Source organism: Sphingomonas sp. FG14 (genome assembly GCF_057809675.1).
The window spans coordinates 1,621,046-1,641,975 of record NZ_JBMDKK010000001.1 but is presented as its reverse complement, the minus strand read 5'-3'; the positions used below and the strand labels follow the sequence as shown (position 1 = coordinate 1,641,975).

Annotated in this window: 24 protein-coding genes; 6 read left to right on the top strand and 18 right to left on the bottom strand. The window is 65.4% G+C overall.

Going from position 1 to position 20,930, the window contains the following annotated elements:
• Positions 1-21: 21 nt before the first annotated feature.
• Positions 22-1,047 (bottom strand): 2-hydroxyacid dehydrogenase, encoded by a 1,026-nt coding sequence (locus tag ACODTA_RS07715; protein ID WP_489065282.1) that lies wholly within the window; start codon positions 1,045-1,047, stop codon positions 22-24.
• Positions 1,048-1,100: 53 nt separating this feature from the next.
• Complete coding sequence (locus tag ACODTA_RS07710; protein WP_489065281.1) at positions 1,101-2,312, bottom strand: diguanylate cyclase domain-containing protein; 1,212 nt, start codon at positions 2,310-2,312, stop codon at positions 1,101-1,103.
• A 116-nt stretch (positions 2,313-2,428) separates the two neighbouring features.
• On the opposite strand from ACODTA_RS07710, the gene ACODTA_RS07705 reads away from it, so the two are divergent.
• The 3 genes from ACODTA_RS07705 to ACODTA_RS07695 all read left to right on the top strand — a co-directional run bounded on the left by ACODTA_RS07705 (position 2,429) and on the right by ACODTA_RS07695 (position 4,030).
• Positions 2,429-2,728 carry an ArsR/SmtB family transcription factor gene (locus ACODTA_RS07705; protein WP_489065280.1) on the top strand — a complete coding sequence of 100 codons (300 nt, stop codon included), beginning with the start codon at positions 2,429-2,431 and terminating at the stop codon, positions 2,726-2,728.
• 10 nt (positions 2,729-2,738) lie between these two features.
• Positions 2,739-3,269, top strand: a complete 531-nt coding sequence (locus ACODTA_RS07700; RefSeq protein WP_489065279.1) for a DinB family protein — start codon at positions 2,739-2,741, stop codon at positions 3,267-3,269.
• Positions 3,270-3,415: 146 nt separating this feature from the next.
• Entirely contained in the window at positions 3,416-4,030 is a 615-nt protein-coding gene (locus tag ACODTA_RS07695; protein ID WP_489065278.1) for a LysE family translocator, read from the top strand.
• Positions 4,031-4,073: 43 nt separating this feature from the next.
• Here ACODTA_RS07695 and ACODTA_RS07690 read toward each other — a convergent pair whose 3' ends face one another.
• From ACODTA_RS07690 to ACODTA_RS07655, 8 genes are all read right to left on the bottom strand, one after another.
• Positions 4,074-6,029: a serine hydrolase domain-containing protein gene (locus tag ACODTA_RS07690; protein ID WP_489065277.1), complete on the bottom strand. Its 1,956-nt coding sequence runs from the start codon at positions 6,027-6,029 to the stop codon at positions 4,074-4,076.
• Positions 6,030-6,165: 136 nt separating this feature from the next.
• On the bottom strand, positions 6,166-6,357 hold the full coding sequence (locus ACODTA_RS07685; RefSeq protein WP_489065276.1) for a hypothetical protein: 192 nt from the start codon (positions 6,355-6,357) through the stop codon (positions 6,166-6,168).
• On the bottom strand, positions 6,354-6,524 hold the full coding sequence (locus tag ACODTA_RS07680) for a hypothetical protein (RefSeq protein ID WP_489065275.1): 171 nt from the start codon (positions 6,522-6,524) through the stop codon (positions 6,354-6,356). Before ACODTA_RS07680 ends, ACODTA_RS07685 begins: the two co-directional genes overlap by 4 nt.
• A gap of 202 nt (positions 6,525-6,726) precedes the next feature.
• Positions 6,727-8,139, bottom strand: coding sequence for an amidohydrolase family protein (locus tag ACODTA_RS07675; RefSeq protein WP_489065274.1), 1,413 nt, complete (start codon positions 8,137-8,139; stop codon positions 6,727-6,729).
• 32 nt (positions 8,140-8,171) lie between these two features.
• Entirely contained in the window at positions 8,172-9,587 is a 1,416-nt protein-coding gene (locus ACODTA_RS07670) for a CapA family protein (protein WP_489065273.1), read from the bottom strand.
• Complete coding sequence (locus ACODTA_RS07665) at positions 9,551-9,733, bottom strand: hypothetical protein (protein ID WP_489065272.1); 183 nt, start codon at positions 9,731-9,733, stop codon at positions 9,551-9,553. The genes ACODTA_RS07670 and ACODTA_RS07665 overlap by 37 nt, the downstream gene beginning before the upstream one ends.
• Complete coding sequence (locus tag ACODTA_RS07660; RefSeq protein ID WP_489065271.1) at positions 9,726-11,033, bottom strand: NTP/NDP exchange transporter; 1,308 nt, start codon at positions 11,031-11,033, stop codon at positions 9,726-9,728. Before ACODTA_RS07660 ends, ACODTA_RS07665 begins: the two co-directional genes overlap by 8 nt.
• Positions 11,020-11,940, bottom strand: coding sequence for an aldo/keto reductase (locus tag ACODTA_RS07655; RefSeq protein WP_489065269.1), 921 nt, complete (start codon positions 11,938-11,940; stop codon positions 11,020-11,022). Before ACODTA_RS07655 ends, ACODTA_RS07660 begins: the two co-directional genes overlap by 14 nt.
• A gap of 279 nt (positions 11,941-12,219) precedes the next feature.
• Between ACODTA_RS07655 and ACODTA_RS07650 the strand changes: the two genes are divergently transcribed.
• Positions 12,220-13,143, top strand: coding sequence for an SDR family NAD(P)-dependent oxidoreductase (locus tag ACODTA_RS07650; protein WP_489065268.1), 924 nt, complete (start codon positions 12,220-12,222; stop codon positions 13,141-13,143).
• A gap of 24 nt (positions 13,144-13,167) precedes the next feature.
• On the opposite strand, the gene ACODTA_RS07645 is transcribed toward ACODTA_RS07650, so the two are convergent.
• Entirely contained in the window at positions 13,168-14,073 is a 906-nt protein-coding gene (locus tag ACODTA_RS07645) for an NAD(P)/FAD-dependent oxidoreductase (RefSeq protein ID WP_489065403.1), read from the bottom strand.
• Positions 14,074-14,215: 142 nt separating this feature from the next.
• Here ACODTA_RS07645 and ACODTA_RS07640 point away from each other — a divergent pair, with 142 nt between their 5' ends.
• A complete protein-coding gene (locus ACODTA_RS07640; RefSeq protein WP_489065267.1) occupies positions 14,216-14,671 on the top strand; it encodes an Rrf2 family transcriptional regulator in 456 nt (151 codons plus the stop codon).
• A 7-nt stretch (positions 14,672-14,678) separates the two neighbouring features.
• On the opposite strand, the gene ACODTA_RS07635 is transcribed toward ACODTA_RS07640, so the two are convergent.
• Positions 14,679-15,956 (bottom strand): MFS transporter, encoded by a 1,278-nt coding sequence (locus ACODTA_RS07635; protein WP_489065266.1) that lies wholly within the window; start codon positions 15,954-15,956, stop codon positions 14,679-14,681.
• Positions 15,957-16,135: 179 nt separating this feature from the next.
• Here ACODTA_RS07635 and ACODTA_RS07630 point away from each other — a divergent pair, with 179 nt between their 5' ends.
• Positions 16,136-16,669 carry a DUF4269 domain-containing protein gene (locus ACODTA_RS07630; RefSeq protein ID WP_489065265.1) on the top strand — a complete coding sequence of 178 codons (534 nt, stop codon included), beginning with the start codon at positions 16,136-16,138 and terminating at the stop codon, positions 16,667-16,669.
• Between the two features lie 73 nt (positions 16,670-16,742).
• On the opposite strand, the gene ACODTA_RS07625 is transcribed toward ACODTA_RS07630, so the two are convergent.
• The 6 genes from ACODTA_RS07625 to ACODTA_RS07600 all read right to left on the bottom strand — a co-directional run bounded on the left by ACODTA_RS07625 (position 16,743) and on the right by ACODTA_RS07600 (position 20,891).
• The gene (locus tag ACODTA_RS07625) at positions 16,743-17,294 is read right to left on the bottom strand and encodes a CC0125/CC1285 family lipoprotein (RefSeq protein WP_489065264.1); all 552 of its coding nucleotides are present in this window, start codon (positions 17,292-17,294) and stop codon (positions 16,743-16,745) included.
• 54 nt (positions 17,295-17,348) lie between these two features.
• Entirely contained in the window at positions 17,349-17,714 is a 366-nt protein-coding gene (locus tag ACODTA_RS07620; RefSeq protein WP_489065263.1) for a hypothetical protein, read from the bottom strand.
• 162 nt (positions 17,715-17,876) lie between these two features.
• Entirely contained in the window at positions 17,877-18,536 is a 660-nt protein-coding gene (locus ACODTA_RS07615) for a helix-turn-helix domain-containing protein (protein ID WP_489065262.1), read from the bottom strand.
• Positions 18,537-18,625: 89 nt separating this feature from the next.
• Positions 18,626-18,889 carry a hypothetical protein gene (locus ACODTA_RS07610; RefSeq protein WP_489065261.1) on the bottom strand — a complete coding sequence of 88 codons (264 nt, stop codon included), beginning with the start codon at positions 18,887-18,889 and terminating at the stop codon, positions 18,626-18,628.
• A gap of 95 nt (positions 18,890-18,984) precedes the next feature.
• Positions 18,985-20,250, bottom strand: a complete 1,266-nt coding sequence (locus tag ACODTA_RS07605) for a dicarboxylate/amino acid:cation symporter (protein WP_489065260.1) — start codon at positions 20,248-20,250, stop codon at positions 18,985-18,987.
• Positions 20,247-20,891 (bottom strand): O-methyltransferase, encoded by a 645-nt coding sequence (locus tag ACODTA_RS07600; protein WP_489065259.1) that lies wholly within the window; start codon positions 20,889-20,891, stop codon positions 20,247-20,249. The genes ACODTA_RS07605 and ACODTA_RS07600 overlap by 4 nt, the downstream gene beginning before the upstream one ends.
• Positions 20,892-20,930: the final 39 nt, after the last annotated feature.

Sequence of the window (20,930 nt, the reverse complement as noted above, 5' to 3'; positions counted from 1 at the left end):
ATCATGCCGATCGCCCGGCGCTCATTTTTTCCCGTGGGCGCGCACGATCCGCTCTGCGCCCAGCGCATGGGCGAGCGGGCGCCCGGCCTCGGCATCGGCCAGGCTTTGCAGCGTCACCGTCGCGATCGCGGTCAGCGCTTCCTCGGTCAGGAAGGCCTGATGGCCGGTGACCAGCACATTGGGAAAGGTCAGCAGCCGCTGGAATATGTCGTCCTCGACGATCTGGTCCGACAGATCCTCGAAGAACAGATCGGCTTCCTGTTCGTAGACGTCGAGCGCGACACCGCCCACCCTCCGTGCCTTCAGGCTCTGGATCAGCGCAGCGGTGTCGATCAGCGCGCCGCGACTGGTGTTGACGATCAGCGTATCGGGCCGCAGCGTCGCCAGGCTCGTCGCGTTGAGCAGGTGGTGCGTGTCCGGCGTCAGCGGGCAATGCAGCGTCACGATGTCGCTCGACGCGATCAGCGTGTCGCGCGGCACATAGCGTATGCCGATCGCCGTCAGCGCCGGATCCTCGACGATGTCGCTGGCCAGCACCTCGCATCCGAAGCCCAGCCGTAGCGTGCGGGCGACGAGTGCGCCGATCCGGCCGGTGCCGATCACGCCGGCGGTGCGGCCCGCCAGGTTGCGGCCGATCAGTCCGTCGAGCGCGAAATTATTCTCGCGCACCCGTGCCCAGGCGCGGTGGATCTTGCGATCGAGCGCCAGCAACAGCCCGATCGTGAATTCGGAGATCGCCTCTGGCGAATAGGCGGGTACATGGACCACCGTGATGCCCATCCGCCCGGCGGCCGCGAGATCGACATTGTTGTAACCCGCACAGCGCAGCGCGACATGGCGCACGCCGAGTGTCGCGAGGTGTTCGAGCGTCGGGGCGTCGAGCCGGTCGTTGACGAAGACGCAAACGGCGTCGTGCCCGGCCGCCAGCCCCGCCGTTTCGCCGTCCAGGCGCGGCTCGAAATAGCGCAGCTCATGCCCGAACGCGGCGTTGGCGAGATCGAGGAAGCGGCGGTCATAGGGTTTGGTGGCGAAAACGGCGATGCGCATGGGTTCAGACGGATATCATCGCGGGCTCCATGGCGCCATCGCGGCGGGCACGATCAGCCGCTGCGTATCGCCAGCGCTTCGTCAGGCGTGCAGAAATGGAGCTGGGCCTTGCCGCCGCGCTTGGCGCGGTAGAGCGCGGAATCGGCGCAGGAGGCGAGGTGTTCCAGGTCCAGCCCCTGTTCGGGCGCCATCGCGATGCCGACGCTGACCGAGATATGCATCTCCTGACCGTCGACGTTATAGGGCGCGCTTAGCCGTCGGATAATCCGCCGGGCGAGCAGGTCCGCCTCGCTGCCGTCCTTGATGCCGCCCTGAACCACGACGAATTCGTCGCCACCCATGCGCGCCACCGTGTCGCTTTCGCGGATCATCGCGGTAAGCCTGACGGAAACCTCCTTGAGCACCGCGTCTCCGGCGGGATGGCCGTAAATGTCGTTGATCGCCTTGAATCCGTCCAAATCCAGGAAATGCAGCGCGAGTTGACCCGACGATCGAGAAACCGGCAGGATGCTTTCGTTGAAGCGCTCGCGCAGCATCAGCCGGTTGGGCAGGCCGGTCAGCGCGTCCTGCGTCGCAAGCTGCGCCAGATCGTGCTTGGTGGTCAGATGCTCGACGGTGGAACGATGGAGATGGCGGACGGTATCGAGGCTGAGCGCGGTGATCATCGCGACCAGCAGCGCCTCTATCGCGAACAGCTCGGCGTGAAGCGGGATGTCGTGTTTGCTGGTCGCATGCGTGGCCAGGCCGATCACCGTGGGAACCGTGGCGATCAGCAGGCTGATGACGCAGATCCTGGGCCGGATCGATATCCGTGAGACGATCCCGGCGCCGAAGCTGAAGATCAGGCTGACCGCGATAAGCTGCTGCAACGGCACATGCGATGTGAGTACGCGCACGCTAAATACGGCCAGCAGCAGCGCGGACAGATAATTGCCCAGCGCATAGCGGCGTTCCCAGACATGCAGTTCGTCGATCGTCCAGCGGCCGTTCGGCCGGTGATAGCGCGTGATGCTGGCGAAGCGGGCGACGACCACGAGCTTCGTGCATATCGCGATCGCGATCATCACCGGATCGCCGAACCGCAGCCCCAGCAGCGCCGCGACACCCGCGAACACCGCGCCCATCGCGACGATGGGCAAGCGCATGCTGAACAGCATGTCGATCAGTTCGCGATAGACGGCATCCGGGATCGGAAGCTGCGGGCCTGGCCAGCGCCACCGGGATACGCGCGGCGGGACGGAACGACGGTCATGGGGGCTCGTCATGCCCGAATCCTAGGTCGCGGCGGTTAACGACGCGTATCTGGGCGCCCACAAAAGAGAGCGATTTCAGCGGGTGCGATCACATTGACACTCATTTCGTTGATTGGCAAAATAACGATATGGTTGAGGTTGAACTGTTTCGCGCACTGGCCAATGATCGGCGGCTGCTCATCCTGCAATGGCTGAAGGATCCCGCCGCCCATTTCCCGCCACAGCGCGACGGTGATCTCGTCGACGATGGCGTATGCGGTCAATTGATCGCGGAGAAGCTCGGCGTCAACGCGTCGACGCTCAGCGAGCATATGCGCATCTTGCAGGGCTGCGGGTTGGTGACCGGCAAACGCATCAAGCAATGGACCTTCTATCGCCGCGATCCGGCACGGTTGCAGGCGCTCTCTACGATCCTCGAAAATATCTAGGGATGCGGCGATGATCGGCCAGCAATGCACCGACGATGCCGTCGCCACGGTCCGTATGCTGACCCGGTACAAGGCCTGGGCGAACGGAATCACCTTCGACGCGGTCATGGCGCTGCCGGAAAGCGAGGCGCTGCGCGCAAGGCCCACGCGCTTCGGCAACATGGTGCATACGTTGAACCACGTCCTTGTCGTCGATGATATCTTCCGAGCCCATCTGGAGGGCCGGCCCCATAGTTATACGTCCCGAAATACCGAGGATACGCCGCCGCTTTCGGCCCTGTGGGAAGCTGTTCAGGCGATGGATCGCTGGTATGTCGCCTATGCGGATCGGCTGACCGGGCAGGCGCTGTACGAAACCGTCGACTTCGAGTTCGTTGGTGGTGGCCGGGGCGCCATGACGCGGCAGGAGATCCTGCTCCATATCGTCAATCATGGCACCTATCATCGCGGTTTCGTGGGCGACATGCTGTATCAGGTGCCTGCGGCCTCTCCTGCGAACGATCTGCCGGTGTTTCTGCGGGATGTGCATCGCGGGCTTTGACGCGATCTGCCGTGGGCGCGAGGTTTTCGGATTGTGCTGCCCGTTGCAGCCATGCTTGCGCATATCATCGGCCCATGCAAAATCGGATTGATCAGGCTATGGGCTGGGCCGCCGCCGCATTCTGTCTGTCGTCATGGAGCATCGTCATGGATCTCGCCGGACTCGCCGTCTTCTCGATCGCCTTGCTTGTCGCAGCCGCCTCGCCGGGACCGGGCATCGCGGCGATCATCGCGCGGGTTCTGGGGCGCGGCCCCAATGGCGCCGCGCCCTTCACCGCGGGCATGGCAGTGGGCGACGTCGTCTGGCTGTCGTTCGCGATCATCGGTCTGGCTGCGCTCGCCCAGAGTTTTTACGGGCTGTTCGTCGCGATCAAATGGGCGGGCATCGCCTATCTGGCCTATCTCGCTTACAAGCTTTGGACCGCGCCGGTTTCTGCGGGCGAGGTCGAACGCGACGAGCGGCGCGAGAACCCGGTGCGGCTGTTCTTCGCCGGGCTGGCGCTGACCATGGGCAATCCCAAGACGATGGTTTTCTATATCGCGCTGCTGCCCACTTTGATGGACCTCACGCGCGTCACCTTGCTCGGTTATCTGGAACTGGTCGCGGCCACGCTCGCCATCCTCGGGCTGGTCTTCTCCATCTACATCTACCTGGCGGTCCGCGCGCGGCGACTGTTCACCAGTCCGCGCGCGCTGAAAACGCTCAACCGCGCCAGCGGCACCGCGATCGCCGGCGCCGCGGTGGCGATCGCGACACGCTGACACCTCGCCGGCGCGCGTGGCGAGCACGCGCGCCGGTCGTGCCCTACTGCTCGATGCCGATATGGATCAGGTGGAAGGCCAGGGCGCCCCACAGCACGATCAATGCGGCCAGCGCGATGAGTGTGCTCCAGCCGATCGACAGCTTCGATCCACCCTTCCACGATTGCCACAGCCGCGCGAGTGCGAAGCCGGCCAGGCCAGGCAACAGGATCACCGTCGCCGCCTGCAGCGCATAGACGCCGCCGCCCATCGGCTGGCCGCGCATCGTGGTCAGGAAATTGAACCAGATGCCGATCGTCACCAGGCTTGCCGCCGACAGCCCGGCGACCGAGCGCTGGATGCCGAGCGTGCGGCCCGTGGCGGTCGCGCGCTGCGCCGCATAATAGCGCCGCTGCACCCAGCCCATCGGCCAGGCGAGCGCCGCCAGCAACAGCACGACCAGGCTGGCGATGATCGCTGGGCGCAGCCAGCTCGTATTCTCATACCAGGGCACGCGCATCGCGACCGAGGCCGGGAAGCTCTGCGCGATCATCGTCACCCGGCCATTCTCGGCCTTGGCGCTCATCACCTCGTTGGTTTCGGCATTGCGCCACAGCAACGGGCCGATATGCACCCATTGATCGGGGCCGCCGCCCACGTTCAGCCAGTTGGGCGCCTTCAGCGATCCGTCCTTGTCGGTGCTCACCACCTGTTGGGAGAAGAAGGTCAGCGCCTTGCGCAGCCCGCTGTCGTAACGGCGGCTGGCGACATAGGTGCCCGCCATTGCTTGCCCGTCCGCGATCGCGCGCGCCTTGTCGAGCGGCGGATCCTTTGGCGCGGGCGCGGGGAAGTAGCGTCGCATGAATTCGGCGAGCAGCGCTTCGCGGATCGCGCCCGTCGCGCCGTCGCGGCCGGCGCTGTTCATCGAGACATACAGGCCCGACTTCGCCTCCGGGATCATCCACATGCCGGTGTGGAACCAGGCGGTGTCGCCGCCATGCGAGATGATCCGCCGGCCGTGATTGAGCACTTCGATAAAGCCCAGCGACATGGACGGCACGCCGGGGAAGACGTGCAGCGGCGAATTGTGCATCTGTCGCGCGGTTTCCGGGCGCATCAGGCCCTGGCCGTCATTCATGTGCGCGATCATGAATTTGGCGATGTCGGGCGCGCTGGCGCTGCCCGATCCGGCAGGCGGCAGCGTGACGATCTCGAACGGCTTGGCCGCGCCCGACGCCTTGTCGTAACCCGTCGCCATCAGCGGCTTCAGGTTCGCGGGCAGCGGCTGGCGCATCGTCGTATGCTGCATGCCGAGCGGGCCGAAGATATGGCTTTCCAGATATTCGTCGAAGGGCTGGCCGCTCACCCGCGCGACGACATAGCCGGCAAGGCCGGTCGCATAGTTGGAATAGGCGGGCGTCGTGCCCGGTGGGAAGATCCGCGCCGGGATCCATTCCTTCAGCTTGTCGCCCAGCGGCGGATAGCTGGCGGGAGAGGGCACGATCAGCCCGCCGCTCGCCTCCTCGAAGCCTGCGACATGGCTCATCATCATCCTGAGGGTGATCGGCTTGCCGTCATAGGGCGGGATCTTGAAGTCGAGATAGGTGTTCACGTCGGCGTCGAGATCGAGCTTGCCCTGTTCGACGAGCTGCATGATCGACGTCCAGGTGAACAGCTTGGACATGGATCCGGGCCGGAACAACGTGGTCTCCGGATCCACCTTCCGCTTCGATTTCAGATCGGCATAGCCATAGCCCTTCTGCGTCAGCACCTGGCCGTCCTTGACGACGAGCACCACCGCGCCGGCGATGTCGCCGCGCTGAAGCGCATAGGGCATGAAACCGTCGAGCCAGGCGTCGACATCGGTCTTGTTGAACGTGCTCGTATCCGGCACCGCGGGCGTTGCGGCAGGTGGTGACTGGAGTTCGGCGGGTGTCCGCTGTTTGTTGTCAGGCACCTGCGCCACCAGTGCGCCGGCCGCCGCCACGACGGCAAGCCCGCTGAGCCATTGCTTCAGCATATTCGCTCCCCCTTTTTCTGCTGCTCAGAAATTTTCTCTAAGCGGGAGCGTCCTGTTCGAATTGGAGAATGTCAAGCGCACTTCGATGAACGTGGTTCATCCGCCGCACCCGCCCGGTGTGGCGGGGCGGCGGGCATCATCCCATCGGATCTGGCGCGGCGGGGTCCGAGGCGGGCTTTCGGGCGGCCAGGCGCAACCAGGTTTCGGCGGCGGCGATGTGAATGCGCGCGCGGTGCGGCAATGTCTCGGCTTCGGCGTTGCGCATCGCTTCCTTTGCGCGCTGGAGCAGCACGGCGCGGGTCTCGCGGACCGGTGCGGCCGCGCTCATCCCGCCACCGGGCGCGGCTTGGGTTCGGTTGCGTGGCGGATGCGCCGCTCATATTCGGCCGCGATGCGTTCATGAGCGCGGCGCGCACAGGAATCGGCGGCCGCATCGGCGCGCTCACGCTCCTCGCGGGCGCGTCTTCGGAAATATTCGGTGCCATCTTCGGCCATCATCGTCTCCATCGCGGTTCCCCCCGCTCCAGAGCATCGTTCGAATCCGGGTGAGGACGGTGCGCGATCCGCAGAAATTGGCGATCCGTCGGGACTCGGTCTTGATCCGATGACCGTTTCTAGCCCGGAACGGAGCCGCCGTCATTGACCTCGATCAAGTGATGCGGCGGCCCGTGGAGCGTGGGCGATGGCCGGAGCGGGTTCAGCGCGCGGGTTGAGGAAGCGGAACCGGCACGTGCCGGGCCATGAAAAGACGGCCGTCGCGCAGCATCAGCCGCCCGTTGACGAAGGCCGTCGTCACTTTGGCCAGCGCGTCCAGATCCTGGTCGGGATTGCCGTCGATCACGATGATGTCGGCCAGCTTGCCGGGTTCGATCGTGCCCAGCCGGTCCGCCATGCGCAGGATCTCGGCATTGGTCTTCGTCGCCGCCACCAGCGCCTCGCTGTTGGAATAGCCGACCTTCACGAAACCCTTCAGCTCCTCGATATAGGCGTTCGGCATGTAATCGATCCAGTTGGTGATCAGATCGGTGCCGACGCCCAGCTTGATGCCCGCCTTCTTCATCTTGCGCAGCATTTCCAGGATCGTCGTCTCGTTGAGCTCGAACCGGCGCGAGGTCGATCCGAAATAGCCGCCGCTGCTGCGCTGGATGATGCGATAGGGGATCAGGGTGGGCACCGATGCGATGCCGCGCCTGGCCATCAGCGCGATCGCGGCGTCCGACCGGGGCAGGGGATGCTCGATCGAATCCACCCCGGCCTTTACCGCCATGTCGATATATTGGGTCTCGGAATCGACGGTGACGGGCAGGCCAAGCGAATGCGCTTCGGACACCGCCGCGTCGATCTCGGCCTGCGAATATTCGCTCGCCAGCTTGATCAGGTCCGCCCCCCGCTTGAACTGGACGCGCACCGCTTCGCGCCAGCCATCGGGGCCGGATGCCTCGCGCACCGAATCCATCGGGCTGGGTGAAGCCTTGTTCAGCGCCGCGCCATGGCCGCCGGTCGCGGTGATGAGCTGGCCGGCCGCGAAGACGCGTGGGCCGGCGATGCGGCCATCGGCTTGCCAGCGCTTGAGCACGAAGGGCGTGTCGCCATGCGAGGCGACGTCGCGCACGCTGGTGACGCCCGATTGCAGGAAGATGTTCATGCGCCGGATGCCGCGCAGCGCGGAATCCGCGCCGCTGGACACCGCCTCGCCATAGCCGGCATCGAACTGGTCGACATAGGTCAGATGGGTATGGAGGTCGATCAGACCGGGCATCACCGTCTTGCCGGTGACGTCGTAGACGACGGCATCGGCGGGCCAGCCCTGTTCGCCCGGTTTCAGGATCGCTGTGATCCTCTTGCCCTGGACGACGATCGTCGCTGGGCGCGCCGCCGCGCCGGTGCCGTCGAACAGCCGTCCGCCGACCAGCACGAACGATCCCTCGGGTGCGTTATGGTCGGCGGGAACCGGAATGCGCAGCACATCGTCCGATGTCGGCACGGAAGGCGGCAGATACGCGCTGCGATCCGCGATCGGCGGCGCATCGGGCCCGCGATCCTGCGCTGCGACGGGCAGGGCCGACAGCGCCGTGGCGGCGAGTATCAGGCGGAGCATCGTCCTTTTCATCGCTTTCCCCCTTTGTGATGCGCGCCCGGTTCTCAGTTGGCGGGCAGCCGGATGATGCCCACGCCGTTCTCGATCGCCATCTTCGTGCCGTAGACGGCCGAAAGCCGCTGCAAACGTTCCAGGATGCGCTGGCCGATCCTCCGGCTGGCGGTTCTGGGGACGCCGCGCGCGGCGCCGGCCAGTTCCACGCCAAGCTCGATCGGGAGGAGGCGGACTTCGCTGGCCTTGCCGCCGGCATAGGTGATCTTCGCCACCACCGCCTCGTAGAAGCGCGGATCGGAAAAGCTGCGCGTGTTGCGCGACTGGAGCAGTTCGGGAACCGTGGTGGCGCCCGGATCGACGCTGAACTGGTCGAACACGTCGGCGGGCAACTGGTCGAGCGAATTGTTCATCATCGCGAAGTTGCCCAGCGAATAGAAGATCACCTTGCCCTTGTAGATCTCGATCCCGCGCAACTGGTGCGGGCCATGGCCGACGACGACGTCCGCGCCGCTGTCGACCATCTTGTGCGCCATGGGCTGCGCGAAATCGGCGGGCTCCTCGCTTTCGTTGCCGGGTTCGTGATGATGGAGCGAGAAGATGGCGAGATTGCCGTTCTGATGCGCCTGGCGCACCGCGGTCATGTTCGCCTGCTGGTCCTTCTCGTTGATCTCGTAGCTGTAGCTGAGCTTCGCCGGCGCACCCTCTCGCCCGATATAGCGATTGCCCATCAGCGTCACCGGCTTGGCCGGATCGCTGCCGGCGATGCCCGCGAGCATGCGCAGATTTTCCGGAGAGACCACGCCGGCGCGGATCGAGCGGATGGCGTTGACGCCCGGCCGCCCCGGCACCTCGCCCTGCGGATCGGCGGCGCGCGACATCGGTGTGAAACTGGTGGCGGCGGCGACCAGCCCGATCCGGCCATGCGCGGTATCCAGATAGCGCGGCGCGCGCGCGGCGGTCATGGTCGCGCCGGTGCCGGCATGGACCAGCTTGTTGGCGTCGAGATGGTCGAGCGTTTCCGCCAACCCTTCCGCGCCCCAATCGGTGGCGTGGTTGTTGGCATGGCTCAGGATATCGAAGCCCATCGCGGCGATATCGTTGACCGTCGATGGCGCGGCGAACAGCCAGGTGCCGCCGGATTCGGCCTGGGGGCTGCCCTTGAAGCGCGCGAGGTCGATCGCGGTGGTCTCGAAATTGCCGAAGGTGGCGTCGGCGCCGCGCAGCACCTGCAGGATATCGGGCGCCTGGCGCTCCAGCGTCGCCAGCATCGGCCGCAGATAGATGATGTCCCCGGCCAGCGCGAGCGTGAAACCGTCCGCGATCGGGGCGGAGGGGACGGCGGTGGTGGTGAGTGGTGCCGGCGGAACCTGCGCCATGACGGGCGTCGAAACCCCCATGGCCAGCAGGATCGTGGCGCCGACCGCTCCCGTCAGCGCGCGCGTCGTCGTTCGATCAAATCCTGCCATTGTCCGCCCCGTTCGTTGATGTTGCCGGAGCGGCGCATGACGCGCGCTCCGGACAGCCGATTCAGCCGATACGGAAATTGCAGGCCCGATCGGAGAATATCAACTCGAATGAATGCGATGGCGTCGGACGATCCTGCATCAGCCATCCGCGCCGGCTGTGCCCGCACGCGTCGCCCCGTCGTGACGCCGCCCGATATAGAGGCCGAGCCATGCCCAGAGCGCGGCGATGAGCGCGCCGGCGACCGCCGCCGCACCCGTCGATCCGATCGCGACGATGGCGGTGTTGGCCCAGGCCGAGATCGCGTCGCCGCCGCGATAGACGAAGGTGTCGATGACGTTCTTGGCCTTGTATTTGGTCTCGGTATCGACGGCGGTGAACAACATCTCCCGGCCCGGCTTGACCAGCGCATATTCGCCGACGCGGCGCACGATCATCACCGCCGCCAGCACGGGGAAGGTCGCGACCAGCGCGAGCAGGCCGAAACCGAACATCATCGTCACCGGCACCGCGGTCAGCAGCACCGTCACGCCCAGCCGGCGCGCGAGCCGCCCGGTGAAGAAGATCTGGATGAGCACGGTGAGCGACTGGACGGCGACGTCGATCGCGCCGAACACCTGGGTCTGCTGCACCTTGTCGGTGAAGGTCGCCTCCACCACGCGCGCCTGCTCGAAATAGAGGAAGGTCGAGACCGAGGTGAACAGGATGACGAAGATCGAGATCGCGATCAGATAGGGCGAACGCAGGATCAGCGTGATGCCGGCCCAGATGCTGCCGCCCATGCTGGTTCCGGTGGAGGTGCGGGCCGGGTCATGCTCGCCGTGACGTTCCTGCCATTTCATCAGGTAACGCGCGCAGATAAGCGTCGCGAGCAGCAGCGCGGTGGAGAGGATCAGCAGCCCGGCATGGCCGAGCGGCTTGACCAGGAAGGTGCTGAGCAGCGGCCCGGTCAGGCCGCCGACGCTGGCGCCCGCTGCGATCTGGCCGAACAGCCGTCGGCCCTGATCCACGCTGAAGATGTCGGCCATCAGGCTCCAGGCCAATGAGATGACGAACAGGTTAAACACAGACAGCCAGATATAGAAGGCGCGCGCGACCCAGACATTCTCGGGGTCTGTCAGCAGGCCGATCGCAAAGCCGAACATCACCAGGGCAGAGACGATATAGGTCACCGGCAGCAGCGAGCGGCGCGGCAACCGGGCGGCGAGCGCGCCATAGAGCGGCACTACGACCAGGGTGGCGAGGAAGGTGCCCAGGAACAGCCATTGCAGATTGTCGACGCCGCCGGCGATGCCGAAGGTCTCGCGCACCGGTCGTAGCATGAAATAGCTGGCGAAGAGCAGGAAGAAGAGCAGGAAGCCGCCGATCACGGCGGGCACTTCTTCACGACGCGCGACGATCAGCCGCGCGAGCAGACCCGGCTGGGCCTGGGCATCAGAGTGTTCCAATATAGTGCTCCATCCGGCGGCGCATGGCTTCATCGGGCAGCGGTCCGCGCGCGGCGCCCAGATTGTCGTCGACATAGCGCGCCTGCGCCATGCCGGGGATCGCGATCGGCCGCGAGGGATGCGACACGATATATTTCAGGAAAACCTGCGCCCATGTCGTGGCCCCGATCTCCTTCGCCCAATCGGGCAGGGGGCGGCCCTCGGTCGCCTGGAACAGGCGGCCGCGCCCGAACGGCAGATTGATCATCACCGCCATGCCTTTTTCCTGCGCCAGCGGCAGGATACGATCGGCGGCGCCGCGATTGTCGAGTGCATAGTCGATCTGGATCACGTCCATGGGCTCGCGCCGCATGGCCGCTTCGAGATCGGCATATTGTGTGTCGGACGATGTCGTCACGCCGAGCGCGCCGATCCGTCCAGCGGTCTTCAGCTCCCGCAGGATCGCGAGCTGGTCGGTCAGGTTACGCAGATTATGGACGGCGATCAGGTCGATATGGCGCGTGCGCAGATTCTTGAACGATTGTTCGATCTGCGCGATGCCTTCGGCGCGCGCATCGACGCCCACCTTGGTTGCGAGGAACAGCTTGTCGCGCACGCCCAGTTGCTCGACGAGCCGGCCGACGACGTCCTCGGCCCGGCCATAGGCAGGGGCGGTATCGATAATCTGCCCGCCCAGTTCGACGAAGCGCGCGATCGAGGCGCTCAGCGCCGCCATCTGCTCGTCGGTCTGCGGATCGTTGTAGCGGCGCGAGGTGCCGATGCCGATCACCGGCACGGGCCGGCGGGCTCCAGTGATCGCACGGCTGTGCAGGGCGCTGCCGGCAGGTGCCTTGGCCAGCCATGCATGCGCGGCCGAAGGCAGGAACGGGATCGACGCAAGCGATCCCAGAAAGACGCGACGGTCCATCCTTCCTCTCCCCAATTTTATCCCAGATGGAAAACATGACGCCTGAAATGGCCCGCGTCAAACAATTGCTGCGGGCACCATTCGGTCGACGAAGCGTGCCGGATCGCCCGGTTTACTGGCCGGGCAAACTCCTTTACGCCTGGAAAATCCCGTGGCTACCTGGATCGCTCATGTCCTGATTGGAGATATGATGCCGGTCGAGGCGCTTTGCCGACGTGACAACCATAGGAAAAGGGGAGCGTGATGCATCGATTGAAACTTCTTCTGGCGGCCTTTGCCATGTTGGCCGTTTCGCAGGCGGCACTGGCGCAGGACGCCGCCAAGCGCCGGTCAGTACTGGTGACGGGCGCCAATTCGGGCATCGGCCTTGCCATCACCCAATATCTGACCGCGCGCGGTTTCCACGTCTATGGCGGCGCGCGCAAGGACGAGGATCTGAAGACGCTGAACGCGATGCCGAACGTCACCGCCGTCCGGCTCGACGTGACGAAGCAGGCGGATATCGATGCCGCCGCGAAGTTTGTCGAGGCGCAGGGGCGCGGGCTTTACGGCGTGATCAATAATGCTGGCGTCGCCGTGACGGGTGAACTCGCCACCGTTTCCGACCAGGATGTGCAATGGCAGTATGACATCAACGTGATGGGCCCCGTCCGGCTCAACCGGGCTTTCATTCCCATGCTCAAGCAAAGCAAGGGGCGCACCGCGATCATCGGTTCTCTCTCCGGCTTCGCCGTCGGCCATTCGGGCGGCGCCTACAGCATGAGCAAGTTCGCGGTGGAGGCCTATGCGGAAACGCTGGCGCTCGAACTGAAGGATACGGGTGTCCTGTCGGGCATCGTCGATCCGGGCTCGTTCAAGTCGCACGCGCGCGAAAAGGTGGTGATCCAGCAGCTCACCGGCCATCACGACCTGAACCAGCCGCTGAACGACGAACAGAAGAAGATCCTCGCGGGCGTGCGGGAAGCCGAAGCCAAGCGCAAGGATCCCACCGACGTCGCGGAACAGGTCTATCGTTTCCTGACGATGGAGAAGCCCTATATCCACTACATGGCGGCGCCCGATCAGACCACGGTCGACCGGGTGATCCGCGTGATGATGGAGCGGACGCTGGAGCTCAACACCAGCCAGCCCGCCTATACGCTGAGCCGCGACAAGCTCGTCGCCATGATCGACGAGATCCTGGCGGCACAGGCGAAGAAGTGATCGACACCTGACGGCGCGGCCGGATCAGGTCCGGCCCGCCGCCAGCACCAGCGACTGATGGGCGCCGACGCCCGCCAGCACGCCCGATGCCGAGGCCAGCGTGGCGTTGTGCATCGGGCTGGCCGCGTCGCCCGCGGCATGGACGTTCGGAACCGAGGTCGCGCCCATGGGGTCGGTCCGGATATAGGGGCCCATCGGCCCATCCTCGAAAGCGCAGCCGAGCTGCGCGGCGATCGGGCTGGTCATGCGCACCGCCGGCGCGGTGAACACCGCTTCGACCGGAACGATCCGGTCGTCGGCCAGGCGGACGGCCGAAAGCGCGGGCGCGTCGCCGAGCAGCTCCACCACGGGGGTGCGCTCGATCGTCACGCCGCGCGCGGCAAGCAGCGCCAGATGGTCGCCATCGGGCTCGAACGCGCCTTGCGTGAAATAGGTCGCCGGGCCCCAATCGGGGATCAGCGCCGCCTGATGCGCGGACTTGGCATGGTTGGCGACGATGCCCAGCCGGCGGTCGCGCACTTCATAGCCATGGCAATAGGGGCAGTGGAGCACGGTCGCGCCCCAGCGCTCGCGCATGCCCGGGATTGCCGGCAGTTCGTCGGTCAGTCCGGTCGCCAGGATCAGCCGGCGCGCGCGATGCGCCTCGCCGTTCGCAAGCGTGACCTGGATCGCATCCTCCTCGATCATGGCCGACAGCGCCTCACCTTGCACGATGCGCGCGGTGGGATAGGCGAGCAACTGGCAGGTCGCCTCGCGGACGATTGCTTGCGGTGCCTTGCCATCCTGACCCAGAAAGCCGTGCGATGCTTCGGCGAAGCGGTTGCGCGGCAGTCCGGCGTCGATGAGCAGCACGTCGCGTCGCGCCCGTGCGAGCTGCATCGCGGCCGATTGCCCGGCAAAGCTGCCGCCGATGACGATAACGTCGTGGATCATTCGAACCTCCATTTTTCAGTCGACGCCAGCGGCGCGACTCATGGCACTTATGAAGTTGCGTATTGCATCGCATTTGCAATTTCGCAACATTGAAAGTTGCGTGTATGGTGCGGCGGGATCGGACGGAGGTTGAAGGAAGATGCAGCGGGATGGACGATTGTCGAGGATGCTCCACGTCCTGATCCACATGGATCGGATGGAAGGGCCGGTGACCTCGGATGCGGTGGCGAAGATGCTGGGCACCAACCCCGTCGTCGTCCGTCGGACGATGGCGGGCCTGCGCGACGCGGGTTATGTCCGTTCGGAAAAGGGCCATGGCGGCGGCTGGACGCTCGAACGGCCGCTGGGCGCCATCACCATGCTCGATATCCACCGTGCGGTGGGTGAGCCCGGCATCTTCGCGATCGGCCCGGCGACCGACGCGCCCGAATGCCTGGTCGAGCAGGCGGTCAACGCATCGATGGCCGATGCCTTTCGTACGGCGGAAGCGCTATTGATGGAGACTTTGGGCAGGGTAACGCTTGCCGAGATCGCGGCGGATTTCGACACGCGTTTCCGTGCGCTCGCGCCCGACGGTATCTGCGCGCGGGGGTGAGCCGTGGTCAGGCGGCGACGCTTGCTCGCCGGCCGGTCAGCGCCAGCAGGCCCGCGCAGGCAAGCCCGGCGCCGAGCGCGATCATGCCGCCCGAATAGCTGACGGTCTGATCACGCAGCCAGCCGACCGCGACGGGGCCGACATAGCCGCCGAGATTGCCGATCGAGTTGATCAGCGCGATCCCGCCGGCCGCCGCGGTGCCGGTCAGGATCGCGGTGGGCAGGGTCCAGAAGACGGGCAGCGACGCATAGATGCCGATCGCCGCGACGGTGAAAGCAGCCATGGTGAGCACGGGGTCGGTGGAGGCGGCGCTGGCGGCGAAACCGGCGGCGCCGAGAAAGGCGGGTAGCGCGAGCGCGAGGTTGCGATCGCCCGACCGATCCGATCGCCGGCCCCAGATGTGCATGGCGATCGCCCCCAGCGCGAACGGCCCCATCGTGACCAGCCCGACCTGCAGGGTGGAAAGCGTGCCCAGCGACTTGACCATCTGCGGCGCCCAGAAACCGAAGCCGTAGAGCCCGATGACCAGGCCGAGATAGATCAGCGCGAAACGCCAGACCGCGCCGCTCATCAGCCCGTCCCGCAGCGAGGCGTGCGTCGCCTGTGTACCTTCGCGTTCGAGCACGGCCGCCAGTCGTTCCCGTTCTTCGGGAGACAGGAATTTCGCGTCGCGCGGCCCGTCGGGCATCAGGCAGAACACGGCGATGCCGAGCAGCACGGCGGGCAGCCCCTCGACGATGAACATGGTTTGCCAGCCTTTCAGGCCGAACAGGCTGGTTTCGAGGAGCATCGTCGACAGCGGTGCGCCCAGCGCGCTTGAAAGGGGGATGGCGATCAGGAAGCCGCCCATCACCCGGCCGCGCGTCTCCTTGGGGAACCAATAGGTGAGATACAGGATCATGCCCGGGAAGAAGCCGGCCTCGGCCAGTCCGAGGAGGAAGCGCAGGCACCAGAAGCTGACGGGGCCGCTGGCGAACGCCATCGCGGCGGAGACCAGTCCCCAACTGATCATGATGCGTGCGATCCAGCGTCGCGCGCCGACCTTCTTCATGATCAGGTTCGATGGCACTTCGAAGATGAAATAACCCAGGAAGAAGATGCCGGCGCCGAAGCCATAGGCGCTCGCCGACAGGCCGATATCCTGGTTCATGGTGAGCGCCGCGAAGCCGACATTCACCCGGTCGAGGAACGACACGAAATAGAGGACTGCAAGACAGGGGATGAGCCGCCGCGCGACCTTTGCCACGATCGCCCGTTCGGTTTCGTCCAGGGTCGTTCCGGTCATCATCCCCCCTCATCCTGTCGTCGCGGCATCGCCGTCCTCGGTCATTGTCGTGATAGGGGGCTTCGCCGTCGCTGGACAAGGGCCGGGTTTGCCGAACGGCACAAAGCGTTGATCGTCAGGACGGCACGCGCCGAAACCGGCGCCTTTCGTACCATCCGTCACTCGATTAGAGCGGGATCATGACCAGGCCGGACTATCGGGAGGCGATCGTGCGGTCGCGAGTGCTGGAGCGGTTGTCCGCCTTCGATCCGCATGTCGCGGGCACGCTGCCGCTCGGGCTCGACCTGCCGACGAGCGATATCGACATCCTTTGTCATTGTCCCGCGCCGGACGTTTTCGCCGCCGCCTTATGGCACGCGTTCGGCGATGCCGAGGGCTTCGCGATGCGGCAATGGATAGGTGGCGGACGGGCTATCATTGCCGGCTTCGCGCTTCATGGCTGGCCGTTCGAAATCTTCGGGCAGGCTGTTCCGGTCGCGCACCAGCAAGGCTGGCGGCATTTCCGCGTCGAACAGCGGCTGCTCGCTCTGGGCGGTGAAGGGCTGCGCAGCGTGGTGATGGCAAGGCGTCGCACAGGCATGAAGACCGAGTCCGCCTTTGCCTCGGTGCTTGGCCTGACCGGGGATCCCTATCGCGCGATGCTCGATCTGGAAGCGCTGCCGGACGCCGCGCTTGCCCGTCAACTGCGAGAGGCCGACATCGAGGCCGAGTGAGGTGAGCCCGAACTCAATCCGCCGCCGATCCTGCTTCCATCGACCTGCCTCGCGGGAAATCAGGCCGCGCAGATCAGCGGTTGCTCTTTGGCCGTTTGCGGCCGGCCATCTTCATGACTTCGTCATAGTCCCGCAATACGGCTTCGGTTTCCAGAACTGCGCAATTCACCCCGTTTTCCGTGGCGCAGTCGAATATGTCGTCCTGTTTCATCAATCCTACGGCGCTGAGACGCGCTGTTTGCCCCCTGGTGGTGCCATACACGCTTACACCGGCCACGCCTGAACCGTAGCTATGGAAGCCCACGCTGGCAGAAGTGATCGCGAAATATGGGAAACCCTTGCTCCGCGCGATCTCGGCTGAGCGATAGAGCGCGGCCTGTTCGGCAAAACCCTCGATCGAGGCCACGTTGGACTTGAATTCGACACCCCAGCTGGTTTCCGTGACCTTCTTGTCGTCATAGCCGCCGCCAATTCCCATTTTTTGGTACGGCGTTCCCGCGCAAGCGGAGAGGCATATCGTCATCGCAACGACAGAAATAAAACGCATCCGGCTCTCCCGCATGGTTGGAAACGAACTTCCACTTGGTGGCCATGCTTGGCTTTGCGCCTCCAATGCAAGCGCCAAGCAACTGTCAATGCCGGCCACTCTTGCGAGTTTTCGTAATCTGGCCAGGATATTCTAGGCCTGAGGCCAGCCTTCCGGCGAAATCCCCTTGCCGGTGACACTGATCAGCGCGTCGTTGAGGATCAACGCCGTATTGTCGCGGCCCAACGCTTCGGCGGAAACCAGTGCCGCCAGGATCAAATCGGCGAGTTCGGCGATCGAAGGCGCACCATTCGCTTGCCATGCGGTCGAGGAGGGGGCTGCGGGTGCATCCGACTGTCGTTGGCTGCCTTCCAGCCGGCCGATCTCGGCGCCGACGCTGCCGAGTGCCGTGGCGATACCGGCCCAGATCGATCGATCGCCATAATGCTCGGCCTGCTCAAGCGCATCGCGAAGCGCGACCTGAACCGCCCTTAAATCCCGGATCGAACGCGCGAACACTACACCACATACTCGTTAACCATACGACCCACCTGCCTAGCCGGACTGTCAGGTTGAAACTCGGATTTTTACGAGGCTTCGGGGTGAATCCCGGCTGTTATTGACAATAGAGATCGCCCGGCGTTTTTGGGTGACGGCGCCTCCGACGGGCGACAGCGGCGTTCAGAGCAGCCCCAAGCGAATCGCGGTGGTCGTTGCATGAACCTTGTTGGAGGCGCCGAGTTTCCGCACTGCATTGTTCAGATGAAATTCGATGGTGCGCCGGCTGAGGCCCAGGATCACTGCCGTTTCCCACGCTGTCTTGCCCACGCTCACCCAGCGCAGGCATTCGCGCTCGCGGTCGCTGATCGCCGGTGCTGCCGGCGCTGATGGAATGGTCGCCGGCTGCTTCGCCGGTAGTTCGTTGTTCGCCTTGCCGGCGTGGAATTCAGTGATGTCGGTGATGCAGCCCACCGCGCGGGGCTGCTGCGTTGCGCTGTCCAGGATGACGCAGGCGACCGAGCGCACCCACCGGACCTCGCCGCATGGCCGGACGATCCTGAATTCATTGTGATAGCGTCCGTCGCTCGCGATCAGTTGTGCCACCTTGTCATAGTCGACGGCGGTCGCGGAATCGACGTCCTCAGGATGGATATGGTGCCGGAATTCGGCGATCGAGTTGATCGGGCTGGAGTTGGAATCGAGCCCCAATATCTCGTACCAGCGCGCATTGCAGAATAGTCGGTCGTTCGCGATGTCATAGTCCCACAGGCCGCTGCCCATGGCCTGGAAGGTAAGCCGCAGCCGTTCGTAATCGGCCCGGAGAAAGGCGTCGTCAGCCATTGTCGTGCACGTCCGCCGCCAGACTGCTGAATTTCGCCGGACTGTGCAACATATGTCAGATAAGCGCTTCTACTCCGGGCAAATTCCGATTAGCGCGGCTGGATGTCGGGTACGCTGCGCTCGCGGATATTCTCCACGCGATCGGGATTGAGCGCCACGAACTTGTCGGTGCAGGTGCATTTATAGCCGGTCTGGCCCGCGCTGTTGGTGAAGCTGCTGGTTTCGCAGTTGGTGAGCTTGTTCGCCATCTGCTTTTGCGTGCAACGTCCGCCGGTCACCACGGTGCCGGCATAGGCGGTGGCGGAAATGCCGATCGCGAAAACGGCCGCCGACCGGAAGATAAGCCTGTTCATCATGACCTCCTCTACCTGCCCGGCAAACATACGCGCCGGGCAGGACAGGATCTGGCAGGATTCGATCGGACGCTTTGTGACGATGCGCACAGGCCTCAGATTTCCTGCCCAACCCCCCCATCGGGTGGCGCGACCATCGCGGTGACGGCGACGTCGGCGGTCACATTGGCGGTGGTGCGGAACATGTCCGGAATGGTGTCCACCGCCAGCAGAATCGGCAGCAGTTCGATCGGTGCGCCCAATGCCATCGCGGTGGGCGTGGCGGCGGCGAAGAAGCTGACCACGCCGGGCATGCCCAGGATCGTCAATGTCGAAAGCACGGCGATGGGGATGGCGACCGCAAGCTGGAGCGGCGACACCGGCACGCCCGTCATCCAGGCGAGCGCCAGGCCGAACAGCAAGGATCCGGAAGGAGCGGTCACCTTGAACACCGCGACCGTCAGCGGCAGGATGACCGCCGCATCGCGCTCGGCGACGCCGATGCGCGCGGCGCTGGCGAGCATCGCGGGCAATGTGGCGATCGAGGATTGGGTGCCGGCCGCAACCGCCTGTGCCGGCGCAATGGCGCGGGCGAAGCGCCCGATCGGTACACCGCCGAAACCGCGCACCAGCAGATAGCTGACCATCGTCAGCACCAGTGCGACCGCGATCTGGATCATGATATAATGGCCCAGCGCCAGCGCGGCGCCCGCCCCGGCGGTGGCGCCGATCGTCAACGCCAGCGCGAAGATGCCGATGGGGGCCGCGCGCAGCACCCAGGTGACGATCACCACCATCGCATCGGCAAGGCCGCGAAACGGCGCCAGCGTCGCGGCGGCGCGTGCGCGATCGATGCGCCCGAGCGCGAGCCCCAGGATCAGCGCGAAGACGACGATCGGCACGATCGCACCTGCCGCGGCGGAGGCGACGACGTTGATCGGCATCAGCGCGGCGATCGCCTCGGCGGCGGTGGGGGCGGGCGGTGGGGCGGCTGCGGGGATGTTCGCGCGCAGCCCGGCCACCACGTCCGGCGAAAGCGGGAACAGCGCCAGCAGCGGCGGCACGATCAGCGCTGCGACGATGCCCGCCATGAACAGCATGGCGACCAGAACGAGGGGCAGGCGTCGTCCGATCCGGCGATCGGCATGATCCTCGCTCGTCGCCAGGTCGGCGACGCCGGTCACCACCAGCGCGAAGACCAGCGGCACGATCGTCATGCGCAGCGCATCGAGCCAGATGCCGCCCACCAGCCGCGCGGCGGCGACAACCTCGGCACGGCCGGCGCCGATCGCGGTGCCGGCGGCGAAACCCAGCACCAGCGCGATCATCATCCAGCCGGGGCCGGGGATCCGGCGCGACAGCCGGTGCAGCCGCGCGATCACAGCTTGGCGCTATCGGCGGCCCAGCGGACCGAAAGCTCGATACCGCTGCCGATCGGCAGCAGCGCCGAATGCAGTTCGGGAACGGCGCGGACGGCCTCGCGATATCTGCGGACCTGCGCGCGCGCGGTGACGGGTTCGACCATATTGTCCGCAACCACGATCGCCTCGTCCGAAAGCTTGGGAAGAAAGGCCTCCAGGCATGGAATGTACAAGTCTTTCCAGATATCGAGCAGGATCAGGTCGAACGGGCCGGGATCGTCGGCGATCATCGTCACCGCATCGCCCAGCCGGAACTCGACGACATCGGCGAGGCCGGCGCGTTCGATCATCGCGCGGGCATGCGCCTGTTTGTAGTCGGCCAGGTCCATGGTGATCAGCCGCCCGCCCGCCTGCCGCGCCGCATCGGCCAGGATCAGCGTCGAATAACCATAGCTGGTGCCCAGCTCCAGGATGCGCGCCGGGCGCTTGGCCAGGATCAGGCTGTGGATGAAACGGCCGGTATCGGGGCCGATCGGCAGAAGGAACTCGTCGATATGCGCGCCGACGGCGTCGCCCAATGCGGCCATGCGCGCGGCATCCTTCGCCGCGCGCCGTTCATAATCAGCGAAGACCGCCGCAACCGCCGGGTCCGAAAATTGCACAGCCTCGCCCTCCCGCAATGACGGTGTGGAGACTGCAAT

Coding starts and splice junctions, on each gene's coding strand:
- ACODTA_RS07715 (WP_489065282.1), bottom strand. CDS start 1,047: ATGCGCATCGCCGTTTTCGCCACCAAACCCTATGACCGCCGCTTCCTC.
- ACODTA_RS07710 (WP_489065281.1), bottom strand. CDS start 2,312: ATGACGAGCCCCCATGACCGTCGTTCCGTCCCGCCGCGCGTATCCCGG.
- ACODTA_RS07705 (WP_489065280.1), top strand. CDS start 2,429: ATGGTTGAGGTTGAACTGTTTCGCGCACTGGCCAATGATCGGCGGCTG.
- ACODTA_RS07700 (WP_489065279.1), top strand. CDS start 2,739: ATGATCGGCCAGCAATGCACCGACGATGCCGTCGCCACGGTCCGTATG.
- ACODTA_RS07695 (WP_489065278.1), top strand. CDS start 3,416: ATGGATCTCGCCGGACTCGCCGTCTTCTCGATCGCCTTGCTTGTCGCA.
- ACODTA_RS07690 (WP_489065277.1), bottom strand. CDS start 6,029: ATGCTGAAGCAATGGCTCAGCGGGCTTGCCGTCGTGGCGGCGGCCGGC.
- ACODTA_RS07685 (WP_489065276.1), bottom strand. CDS start 6,357: ATGAGCGCGGCCGCACCGGTCCGCGAGACCCGCGCCGTGCTGCTCCAG.
- ACODTA_RS07680 (WP_489065275.1), bottom strand. CDS start 6,524: ATGGCCGAAGATGGCACCGAATATTTCCGAAGACGCGCCCGCGAGGAG.
- ACODTA_RS07675 (WP_489065274.1), bottom strand. CDS start 8,139: ATGAAAAGGACGATGCTCCGCCTGATACTCGCCGCCACGGCGCTGTCG.
- ACODTA_RS07670 (WP_489065273.1), bottom strand. CDS start 9,587: ATGGCAGGATTTGATCGAACGACGACGCGCGCGCTGACGGGAGCGGTC.
- ACODTA_RS07665 (WP_489065272.1), bottom strand. CDS start 9,733: ATGGCTGATGCAGGATCGTCCGACGCCATCGCATTCATTCGAGTTGAT.
- ACODTA_RS07655 (WP_489065269.1), bottom strand. CDS start 11,940: ATGGACCGTCGCGTCTTTCTGGGATCGCTTGCGTCGATCCCGTTCCTG.
- ACODTA_RS07650 (WP_489065268.1), top strand. CDS start 12,220: ATGTTGGCCGTTTCGCAGGCGGCACTGGCGCAGGACGCCGCCAAGCGC.
- ACODTA_RS07640 (WP_489065267.1), top strand. CDS start 14,216: ATGCAGCGGGATGGACGATTGTCGAGGATGCTCCACGTCCTGATCCAC.
- ACODTA_RS07635 (WP_489065266.1), bottom strand. CDS start 15,956: ATGACCGGAACGACCCTGGACGAAACCGAACGGGCGATCGTGGCAAAG.
- ACODTA_RS07630 (WP_489065265.1), top strand. CDS start 16,136: ATGACCAGGCCGGACTATCGGGAGGCGATCGTGCGGTCGCGAGTGCTG.
- ACODTA_RS07615 (WP_489065262.1), bottom strand. CDS start 18,536: ATGGCTGACGACGCCTTTCTCCGGGCCGATTACGAACGGCTGCGGCTT.
- ACODTA_RS07610 (WP_489065261.1), bottom strand. CDS start 18,889: ATGAACAGGCTTATCTTCCGGTCGGCGGCCGTTTTCGCGATCGGCATT.